Source organism: Symbiobacterium sp. (genome assembly GCF_040797425.1).
Classification (GTDB): Bacteria; Bacillota; Sulfobacillia; order Symbiobacteriales; family Symbiobacteriaceae; genus Symbiobacterium.
In genome coordinates this window covers 24,890-31,562 of record NZ_JBFNEH010000044.1, presented here as the reverse complement: position 1 = coordinate 31,562, position 6,673 = coordinate 24,890, and the positions used below count along the sequence as shown (strand labels likewise).

At 67.4% G+C, this 6,673-nt stretch carries 5 protein-coding genes; 1 reads left to right on the top strand and 4 read right to left on the bottom strand.

Going from position 1 to position 6,673, the window contains the following annotated elements; genetic code table 11:
* Window positions 1–555 precede the first annotated feature (555 nt).
* Window positions 556–1,683 carry an ArsR family transcriptional regulator gene (locus tag AB2385_RS13220; protein ID WP_367655486.1) on the top strand — a complete coding sequence of 376 codons (1,128 nt, stop codon included), beginning with the start codon at window positions 556–558 and terminating at the stop codon, window positions 1,681–1,683.
* Between the two features lie 153 nt (window positions 1,684–1,836).
* Here the strand turns inward: AB2385_RS13220 and AB2385_RS13215 are convergent, their stop codons facing one another.
* From AB2385_RS13215 to AB2385_RS13200, 4 genes are all read right to left on the bottom strand, one after another.
* Window positions 1,837–2,469 (bottom strand): response regulator, encoded by a 633-nt coding sequence (locus AB2385_RS13215; RefSeq protein WP_367655485.1) that lies wholly within the window; start codon window positions 2,467–2,469, stop codon window positions 1,837–1,839.
* 261 nt (window positions 2,470–2,730) lie between these two features.
* Window positions 2,731–3,960: an ATP-binding protein gene (locus tag AB2385_RS13210; protein WP_367655484.1), complete on the bottom strand. Its 1,230-nt coding sequence runs from the start codon at window positions 3,958–3,960 to the stop codon at window positions 2,731–2,733.
* Window positions 3,961–3,964: 4 nt separating this feature from the next.
* Window positions 3,965–4,714, bottom strand: coding sequence for a LiaF domain-containing protein (locus tag AB2385_RS13205; protein WP_367655483.1), 750 nt, complete (start codon window positions 4,712–4,714; stop codon window positions 3,965–3,967).
* Between the two features lie 172 nt (window positions 4,715–4,886).
* The gene (locus AB2385_RS13200; protein ID WP_367655482.1) at window positions 4,887–6,392 is read right to left on the bottom strand and encodes a UDP-N-acetylmuramoyl-L-alanyl-D-glutamate--2,6-diaminopimelate ligase; all 1,506 of its coding nucleotides are present in this window, start codon (window positions 6,390–6,392) and stop codon (window positions 4,887–4,889) included.
* Window positions 6,393–6,673: the final 281 nt, after the last annotated feature.

Below are 6,673 nucleotides of genomic sequence, written 5' to 3'. Positions count from 1 at the left end.
ACCCAAAATCTGGTTGTCGGCCCGGCTTGGACCCCTTTCTCTACGTGTCTGACCGGACTCCGCAATCGCCGCAGCCGTCGGGAGTGTCAACTTTCAGCACCCCTGCCGCCTCCGCCCCGGCTTTTTCTTGACACTCCGACGCTGAGCACTGCCCTCATCTCTCCGATCGAAACCGAATTTCGGTTGTCGAACCGGCTGGGACCCTTCCTGAACTTGTCTGCCGGAACTCCGTAGTTGCCACAGCCGCCCGGAGTGTCAACTTCCAGCACACCTGCGACGACCGGCCCGGCTGTTTGTTGACACCCTCCACCCGTGATACGGTCTCCGCACCTTCCCCGGGACAACGTGACTGCCAGCTGCGACCAAGACGCCCGGTCCACTCCTACCCCAACGGTTGACCGGATGGCGTAACGCCAACTCAAGACGCTGCGGCGAAGTCAACTAGCCGCTCATCCGTACCTGGATTTTGAGTTGAGCAGCGCGAGACTGGGAATTAGCTACTGAACCAGCAGGAAATTACTCCTGGCTGGCGAACGTATATTCTGGTGATGCCGCATGGTGCTCGAGATCCGACCAGGGCAAGTCAAAGTGCCCGGGACCGTGATTCTAGACCGCCGATTAACCCCGGTGGCGAAGGTCGTATGGGCTGGGCTCCAACTGAAGCCCCGAAGCAAACGTGAGTTGGCGGCGTTTGCAGGATTATCGTTGTCGGGTCTGAACAGCGGCCTCAACGTGCTACGTCAGTTCGGTCTCTGTGAAGTGATGCCAGTCTGTCAGTCCTGCGACTGTTCTGCAGTTATGCCGGTTGACCTGCTCAGGACCGATCTCAGCGCCCAGGCCAAAGTGCTGTACGCGACGTTTCAACTGCTGCCAGGCTTCCGCGAATCTATTGTGGAGGTCACTTACGATCAACTCTGCTTCGTCACCGACACCTGCCTTAATACAGTCAAGCGCGCCCTCGAAGTCTTGCGCCTACACGGGTGGATCGAAATTGCTCGCCCCGGCCGGTACGGTTCCTTTTTCGTCACCGTGAGCAACCCCCATCTCGAGTCGCAGATGCGAGCCATCGCCGAGTTAGAACGACGGTTGGAAAAGGAGCCCTACCGTGGAGAGGGGCTGATGCGAGAACTCCTCAACCTCACGGTTGACAGCCAGGACTTTGAGGATAACGCCTGGCCCGGTTTCCTTATCAATCCCCTGACCTGCGAACGGTTGCAGGTTGATCGGCTTTACTTCAGCCAGGCTGTGGGCTTCGAGTTTAACGGGCCACAGCACTACGGCCCGACCGCGCTTTACCCTGATGAAGAGGCTGCACGGCTTCGGCAGGCGCGTGATCTCATCAAACTGGCGATTTGTCACCAGCGCGGCATCCTGCTCGTCCCAGTACACAGCCAAGATCTTTCGGTTTCCGGCATCTTGCGCCTCATCCCAGATCGCCTCCCGCTGCGCTGCCTGGACGGCCAGGAGTTACTCATAGCTCACCTGGAGGACCTCTGCAAGGCCTATCGTCGGCGGGCGCCGCTGCCCCTGCCGGTGAAGAAAAGGGCCCTGGACAGCACGCCCACGGGCAACCCAGGAGAACCATCAAGACCAGTGGAGAGCAGCGAAACCAGACACACCCGAACTCCATTACGCGGAATGCCACCCGAAACCCCCGGGGCCACCGCCCGAATGCTAACCTGAAGACCCCCCGGGGTCGCCACCCCGATGCTAACCTGATGACCCCCGGGGCCACCGCCCGAATGCTAACCTGAAGACCCCCCGGGGCCGCCACCCCGATGCTAACCTGATGACCCCCGGGCCACACGGCCCGGGGGTCAACACCTGCAGCACCGCTTATACGAGCTTGTTCTGCAAGGCGTAGATAGCGAGCTGCGTCCGGTCCTGCAGCTGCAGCTTCTCCAGCAGGTGCGACACGTGGGTCTTCACCGTCCGCTCGGCGATGAACAGCCGCTCGCCGATCTCCTTGTTGGAGAGCCCCTGGGCGATGAGCCGGAGGACCTCCATCTCCCGGGGGCTGATCTCGTCGACCCTGGCCCGGGAGTTCTGGGGAGCCGTCAGTTCCTGCATCATGCGCTGGGCGGCGAGCGGATGGAGGGTCGGCTGGCCGGCCACCGCCTTCTTGATGGCCTCGGCGAGGTCCTCGGCGGCGATGTCCTTCAGCACGTACGACAGGGCGCCGGCCCGGATGGCAGGGACCACCAGGTCGTCGTCGGGCATCGAGGTCAGCACGATCACACGGGCCTCCGGGCAAGCGGCCAGACAGCGCCTGGTACCCTCGACGCCGTCCACGTGGGGCATGATCAGGTCCATGAGGATCACGTCGGGCCTCAGCTCGGCGGCCAGGCGGGCGGCCTCCTCGCCGTTCTCGGCCTCGCCCACCACCGTGATTTCCGGTTCAGTCGCCAGATAGATCTTTAGCCCCTCGCGGACCATCTTGTGGTCGTCGACGATCAGTACTCGTATCACCCTGCGCACCCCCTGCGTCGTGGGCCGGGCTCCGGCACAGTCCCATGCCCCCGGCTTCGTCCTCTGCTATCCTGGCGACACCAACCAGGCCTCGGATTGGCCCTTCGGGCTGCGGGCCCAGCTACGATCGAATGCACTCCGTCTGCTGTCCGGCCCATGCGGCTTGGATCGGGTCCGGCCAGGCCCCTCGCTGCGCTTCAGCCCGCCGGGCGGCATCCAACGACGGCGCCTTCGCCGCGCCGACCGATCCCTGCCCAGTTGTCAGAGCGGCCGCACCCCCGACTCCTCCGGCGTTCCCGTCGGCTCCGGCAGGATCGCCTGCACTTCCGTCCCCTGCCCCGGAGCCGTGCGCAGCTGGATGCGGCCGCCGAGAGACGCCATCCGCTCCCGCATGCCGGCGAGCCCCACGGCGGTGGGACGGATGCCGGTGTTCCGGTCGAAGCCGACGCCGTCGTCGGCCACCGTGAGCTGCACGTGGCCGTCGGACCGCTGCAGCGCCACCCGGACGGTACGGGCCCGGGCGTGCTTGGCGACGTTGTTGAGGGCCTCCTGCGCCACGCGGAACAGCGCCTCGCCCGGCGCCCCGCGCAGCCGGATGGCGGGGTCGATCTCCAACTGGACCTCCCACCCCTCCCGGGTGGCGACGGTCTTCACGTACTCCGCCAGCGCCGGCCCCAGGCCCTGCTGCTCCAGCGTGGTCGGCCGGAGTTGCAGGATGAGCGCCCGGGTCTGGGAGTGGGCCGCCCGGGCCAGTTCCTCCAGCGCCGCCAGCTCTTCGGCCAGGGTAGGCGTGAGGACGGCGCCCGCGGGCGAAGGGGGCGTGCCGGCAGCGGGAGCCGGTGTGGCCGAGTCCGGGGACAGGCTGGTTGCCGCAGCGCCTTCCCGGGGTGCGGCCTGGGCAGAACCGCCCGAGGCCGGTACACCGGCTGCGGTGCCGTTCTGGACCCGCCCGGCCAGCTCCGCCACGACCCGCCTGCGGACCGCCGCCGTGCGGAGCGAGAGGACGAACAGTTGCTGGTTCACCGTGTCGTGGAGGTCACGGGCGATGCGGGCGCGCTCCTCCAGGGCGGCGCCCCGCCGGGCCTCCTCGGCCAGGATCCGGTTCTGCTCCGCCAGCCGGGAAAGCTCGCCCACCGCCTGTTCCAGATACTCGGCCATCTGGTTGAGCCGCCGCTCCAGCTCGCCGATCTCGTCGGGCTCGCCCACCGGCAGCCGGGCCGAGAGATCGCCCTGCCGGATGCGCAGCGCCAGCTCACCCGCATTCCACAGCCGGCGCTTGACCCCGCGGGCCAGCCAGAAGCCCCAGATCGAGGCGGCCAGCCCTCCGGCCAGGCCGGCAGCCACGCCTGCCACCGCAGCCTCGCTCTGCCCGACGCCGTACGCCACGGAGACCCAGAAACCCGCCGCCGCCATCCCGGTGCTCAGGAGCCCGGCGGCCACGATGGCCGCCACCAGCCGCCACTGGAGCCCGAGTACACGCCGCTCATCCATGTCCCTACACCCGGAACCCGGCGCCAGGCACCCGCTCGATGCGGATGTCGCCGATGCGCAGCCGCGCCTCGATGATCAGTTCCACGTCGGACCCCGGGACGACTTCCTCCTTTTTCAGGTAGACATGGCCGACGCCCGACCGATGGTCGCCGAAAATCGCCACTTCGCCGATCGTGGTCTCTCCGCTCGCGCACACGGAAACCGTGTCAGGCACATAGACGAGCGTGTCGCCGACCACCTGCTCCACCTCAACCCGGTGCCGGCCGGGTGTGATGGTGGCCGTGGACAGGTCCAGACGCAGGTCCCCTACGGCGGTGTAGAGGGTCAGGTCCTCGTCCAGGGTCCAGGGTTCGTCACCTTGCGTCACGTCGCCCACGATCCGCGTGGGAGTCTCAGCCGACCGCCGGCCCCCGGCGAAAATCGCGATCATCCGCAGGCGCCGGTCAAGCAGCAGGGAAAGGCCCATGCAAATCAGGAGGAGCGGCCAGCCCCGGCGCGCCACGTCACCCCCGGTCAGGGTGGTGACGCCGGCCCGGGAGAGGATGGAGAAAAGGCCGATGGCCCCGATCCAGAGGCCCAGGCCGATCTTGAACAGGTTGGGCCGCCGTCCCACAATCCCCCTGCCGGCGATCAGAAGCCCCACCAGGATCATGACCACCGATCCTGAGGAGCGGATCGGGGCGAACCCCATGGTCTCCAACAGAAAAACGACGCCCAGGGCAATCAGCAGCAGCCCGGCGAAGTACCGCCCCACGAGGCAGCCCTCCTTCCGGTAACGCTGTCTCCATCCTACCGGAAAAGGGCCAGTTCATAACAGGTCCGAACGATGGAAAATGGGCATCGTACCTAGGTACGATGCCCAAGGTCTCACACGGGGCCTGTCTGACGCTCCGGGCTGTCTCCAGCCCAGTGGCGCCCGGACGCGGTCACGCCCGCACGCCGCGGGCCTCCTCCCGGGCCCGCTCCTGCAGGGCCTCCACCGCGGTCGGGACGTCGCCCCGCCAGGTGGTGGGATGCTGCACCTCCAGGTCGGTCTCGTGCCCCTTGCCCGTGATCAGCACGATGTCGCCGGGCCGGGCCATGCGGATGGCACGGTGGATCGCCTCCACCCGGTCCTCGATCAGCAGGATCTCGACCTCGTCGCGGGTCACGCCGGAGGCAATCTCCCGAGCAATTTCCAGGGCATCCTCCGTGCGCGGGTCCTCCTCGGTCAGCACCAGCACGTCGCAGTACTCGCCGGCGATCCGCCCCATCTCCGGCCGCTTGGTGCGGTCCCGGTGGCCCGCCGAGCCGAAGACCATGATCACACGGGACCCGGGCTCCTTGATCCGGGCCACGTCCGAGAGCAGCTTCTCGAACCCGTCGGGGGTGTGGGCGTAGTCGACCACCACCGTGAAGTCCTGCCCCTCGTCGATCCGCTCGAACCGGCCGGGGGCTCCCTTGGCGGTCCGCAGGGCCCGCACGGCGTGCTCCACGCCGAAGCCGAGCGCCAGCCCGGCACCGACGGCGGCCAGGGCATTCGACACGTTGTACAGGCCGAACAGGTACGGAGCCTCGATGTCCGCCGCACCCATCGGGGTGATCAGGCGGTAGCGGGCGCCGCCGATGGTGAGCTGGACGTTCTCCGCCCGGATGTCGGCCTCGGCGGCCGTTCCGTATGTGTACAGCCGTACCCCGCGGGGCAGCTCGCCGGCCAGGCGGCGGCCGTAGGGGTCGTCGACGTTGATCACCGCCGTCGCCCCGGGCCGGAGGGTGTGGAAGAGCCTGGCCTTGGCCGCGTAGTATGACTCCATGTCGCCGTGATAGTCGAGGTGCTCGTGGGTGAGGTTGGTAAAGACCGCCACATCAAACCGGCAGTGATCGGTACGCCGCTGCTCCAGCGCATGGCTGGAGACCTCCATCACCGCGCCCCAGGCGCCCCGCCGCAGCATGGTGGCGAGCAGCCGGTGGATGGTCTGCGGCTCCGGCGTGGTGTAGCCGGCCTTGCCCTCGATCTCCTCGGGGCCCAGCATCATGCCGGCGGTGCCGATCACGCCCATGGTGCGCCCCGCCGCCCGGGCGATCGCCTCCACCAGGAAGGCCGTGGTGGTCTTGCCGTTGGTGCCGGTGACGCCCACCATCTTCAGCGTGCTGGAGGGGTAGTCGTAGAAGCGGTCCGCCAGTGCGCTCAGCGCGTACCGGGCGTCAGGCACAACGATCGCGCCGATGCCGGGCGGCACCTCGAAGGGCCGCTGGCTGACCACGGCGACCGCCCCCCGCCGGATGGCCTCCGGGATGAACCGGTGCGCATCCACGTGGGCGCCGGGGATCGAGACGAACAGGTCGCCGGGCTTCACCTGCCGGGAGTCGGCGGCAATCCCGGTTACGGTCACGTCTGGCACGGCCAGCACCTGGGCCGAATCCAGGGCCGGCAACAGATCAGCAAGCTTCAACGGTGGTCCCTCCTGCAAATATAAGCCGTAACTGTCTAAGCCTCTTTCGACACGCACGCCAGCCATCCTGTCGGCGGAGGCAGGCAAATCGGGGACGTACGGGAAGTGTATCCAGCGGCAACATAAAACATACCGCCGGGATGCGCCGACCGGCAGATGATCCGGTCAGGCACCGCGGCGGTCTGCGAGTTGCAGGAAACCTCACGCGAACATGCTGGATCGGCGGAACGTGGTCCGAGTGAGCGGCGACGGTCTCTGCCCTGTGCCCGTGTGCATGCGGA

Bases quoted from the DNA above. Each gene is read 5' to 3' on its own strand.
- AB2385_RS13220 (WP_367655486.1), top strand. From the start codon at position 556: ATGGTGCTCGAGATCCGACCAGGGCAAGTCAAAGTGCCCGGGACCGTG.
- AB2385_RS13210 (WP_367655484.1), bottom strand. From the start codon at position 3,960: ATGGATGAGCGGCGTGTACTCGGGCTCCAGTGGCGGCTGGTGGCGGCC.